Genomic DNA, 2,167 nt, shown 5'->3' with positions numbered 1-2,167 from the left:
CGTGCGGCTTGTTCTGAGTAGGAGCAACTCGTAGTAGAGTAGGTTATGACTCAGGTAACTCGCGGAATAACATCCCAAAGGTTATAACTATTCATCAGGATGGCGGTGCAAATCCGACCCCATCAGGAGAGATGTGACACCCTATCTGGCCACACCGAGCAGGCGACATCCTAGCAGAGTGACGCTGGCAACAGGGCGGAATCAGACACGAATCAGATGCGTGACACTGCCGCTAATGGGAAGATGACATGGGTAACAGCAGCGAAAGTCCTTAAAAAGTGTCTAAAGGAGAAGCCGCAATCTGACTAGTATATGCGAGACTCGATTCCTGATTATCCTCACAACGTTCTGTTGCAGACAGTTGTAAACTCTGAGGAGGGAATAGGCAAAGTGGACTGCCCTAAACCATCAAAACAATCCGATGAATGGAACAAGTAAAAACGATAGCAATGGGTCTGGAGGCCGGTCGAATCTTCAGTAAGTTATGTCAAACTTAATCCCCACTATCGGGTAGGATGCAGCTAGAAACTGGCTGCGGGTATTCAGAATACACAAACTCTAGGAGAGCATAGTTAGACACATGAGTAATCATAGTGAACTTTGGAAAAAACAACAGTGGAAGAAACTCCGCCAAAATCTTTTCCGCCTACAAAAGCGAGTGTATAAAGCAGTTAGAGTTGGTGACTTGAAGAAAGCCAGGTCAGTACAAAAACTGATACTGAAATCCCGCTCAGCTCAACTTTTGGCAGTCCGACAAGTGACACAGCTAAATAAAGGCAAGAAAACGGCTGGAGTTGATGGCAAGTCAAGCCTCAACTACAGAGAACGAATGGAACTGGTTGAAACATTGAACCATTATGCAACTGACTGGAAGCATAGCGGACTCAGAGAAATTCCAATCCCAAAAAAGAATGGAAAAGTAAGAATGTTAAAGATACCAACCATCGCTGACCGAGCATGGCAATGTCTAGTGAAGCTAGCCCTTGAACCAGCCCACGAGGCTACGTTCAGCGGAGATAGCTATGGATTCAGAACGGGCAGGTGCGCCCAGGACGTCCAAAAACGCTTACAAATCCATCTGGCCTCAAACCATAATGGAATAAATAAACGAATAATCGAACTAGACATCAAGAAATGCTTTGACCGAATCTCCCACAGCTCTATAATGGAAAGGCTTATCGCACCAGCAAAAATCAAAACGGGGATATTCAGATGCCTAAAAGCAGGAGTAACCGTTCAGTTTCCAGAACAGGGCACCCCACAAGGGGGTGTGGTAAGTCCTTTATTAGCAAATGTGGCATTAAACGGAATAGAGGAAATCCATCCAAGTCTGCGATACGCAGACGATATGGTTTTTATCTTAAAGCCTAAAGATGATGCTGAGAAAATCCTCAACAAAGTCAAGAAATTCTTGGCAGAAAGAGGAATGGAAATCAGTGAAGAAAAGACCAAGCTAACTAAAACGACAGACGGATTTGACTTCCTGGGGTGGAGATTCCGCGTCAGAAAAGACGGAAAGTTTTCATGCGTTCCCTCAGAGGAAAATCATAGAAACATACGTAAGAAAATTAAATCCGTAGTCAACAACTCGAACTATGGTGCCGAAGTAAAAGCTAAGAAATTAGCCTCCAAAGTTCGCGGATGGCGTAACTACCATAGTAGCTGTGATATGAGTAGCTCAAGGGATTCATTGTGGTTCATGAGAATAACCGCTAACCGTAAATTCCGAAAGGAAAAGAAAGTGAATCGGTACAGAGCCAACAAATTATGCGATAAAGCATTCCCAAAGGTAGGTTACAAACAGAACCAACACGTGAACGTAAGGGGGACTAAGTCACCATACGACGGCGACCTAGTCTACTGGAGCCAAAGGAATTCACGCCTTTACTCCGATGCTACCTCTGACGCATTGAAAAAGCAAAACCATTCCTGTGGACACTGTGGACTGAGATTCATCGAAGGCGAGGATGTACATCTTCATCACATAGATGGAAACCACGACAACTGGTCAAAAAAGAATCTACTAGCAGTACATCAAAGCTGCCATCAACAGATACACTGGAGCACTCCTAAGGGAGAGAATATCTAGGAGCCGTATGAGGGGAAACCTTCACGTACGGTTCTGAAGGAGAGGTGCCCCGGATAATACCGGGCATCGACTCTAACC

Annotated in this window: 1 protein-coding gene; it reads left to right on the top strand. The window is 45.0% G+C overall.

Translation table 11 applies throughout. The annotated features are described in order from the left end of the window. The first annotated feature begins 580 nt into the window (after positions 1 to 580). On the top strand, positions 581 to 2,089 hold the full coding sequence (locus tag F6K38_RS40010; protein WP_044492589.1) for a reverse transcriptase domain-containing protein: 1,509 nt from the start codon (positions 581 to 583) through the stop codon (positions 2,087 to 2,089). The last annotated feature ends 78 nt before the right edge of the window (positions 2,090 to 2,167 follow it).

Source organism: Moorena sp. SIO3B2 (assembly GCF_010692525.1).
Classification (GTDB): Bacteria; Cyanobacteriota; Cyanobacteriia; order Cyanobacteriales; family Coleofasciculaceae; genus Moorena; species Moorena producens.
Note: the sequence above shows the minus strand (reverse complement) of the source record. Positions and strands in the feature narration are given on the sequence as shown.